Here is a 986-nt window from a genome sequence, read left to right on the forward strand (position 1 = left end):
CGCGCCCGCTGCGGACGCGGGACGTCGCACGCGGGCCGGTGACCGGGCCGGACCAGCCGGGCTCACGCCGACCACGACGCCTCTCGGTCGCCCGCCAAGAGGGGCGTCCCGTGTGGACGACACATCCTGCCCGGAGGAGACGCTGGGCGTGGACGAGACGCTCGGCACCGGCGAGACGCTCGGCGCGCGCGAGACGCCCTGTGTGAACGAGATCGCCATATGGCCGCCGCCGCGCTCAAGCGGTGGTGAGCACGGTACCGATCGCACGCACGAAATCGTCGAGGTCGTCGGGCGTGCGCGAGGTGATCAGCGTCCACCCGTCGGTGTCGTCGGCGACGACCGACTCGTCCACCCAGGTGCCGCCCGCGTTGCGGATGTCCGTCCTGAGCGACGGGTAGGACGTCAGCGTCTTGCCCGTCACCACGCCGGCCTCGACCAGGGCCCACGGGCCGTGGCAGATCGCCGCGATCGGGCGCCCCGACGAAGCGAACGAGCGGACCGCATCGACCGCCGTGTCGTTCAGCCGCAGCGCGTCGGCGTTCAGCGTGCCGCCGGGCACGAGCAGCAGGTCGTAGTCGGCCGGGTTCACCGTCGCCAGGGTGTGGCTGGGCTGGACACTCTCGCCCGGGTCCTTGTCGCCCACGAGCGTATGGATCGGCTCCGCCGACACCGCCGCCACGTCCACGGCGGCGCTCGCCCTGCGCAAATGCTTCACCGGGACCACGAGTTCGTCCTGCTCGACGCCGTAGTTCGTCACGATCACCAGGACCCGACGCCCCGCGAGCTCGTTGTGTGCCATCCGTCCGCCTCTTTCCGGTATTCCGATCGCCCATTCGATGTCCGCCCGACGTGCGCACGGGACGTCGCCACCCGATGTACGCGTTCGATGTACGCATCGGACGTACGCATCCGATCCGCCCGATCGGTGGCCGCGGCCGACTACACCAGCCGATGGCTCACCGAGCGCGCTCCCGACATCGAGCAGC

Annotated in this window: 1 protein-coding gene; it reads right to left on the reverse strand. The window is 71.1% G+C overall.

From position 1 onward, the window contains the following. Positions 1-235 precede the first annotated feature (235 nt). A complete protein-coding gene (locus GT354_RS36005; RefSeq protein WP_161360590.1) occupies positions 236-799 on the reverse strand; it encodes a type 1 glutamine amidotransferase domain-containing protein in 564 nt (187 codons plus the stop codon). Between the last annotated feature and the right edge of the window lie 187 nt (positions 800-986).

Source organism: Streptomyces sp. SID3343 (assembly GCF_009865215.1).
Lineage (GTDB): Bacteria > Actinomycetota > Actinomycetes > Streptomycetales > Streptomycetaceae > Embleya.

What these genes read in the sequence shown, in the direction of transcription:
- GT354_RS36005 (WP_161360590.1), bottom strand. Translation starts at nt 799, where the DNA reads ATGGCACACAACGAGCTCGCGGGGCGTCGGGTCCTGGTGATCGTGACG.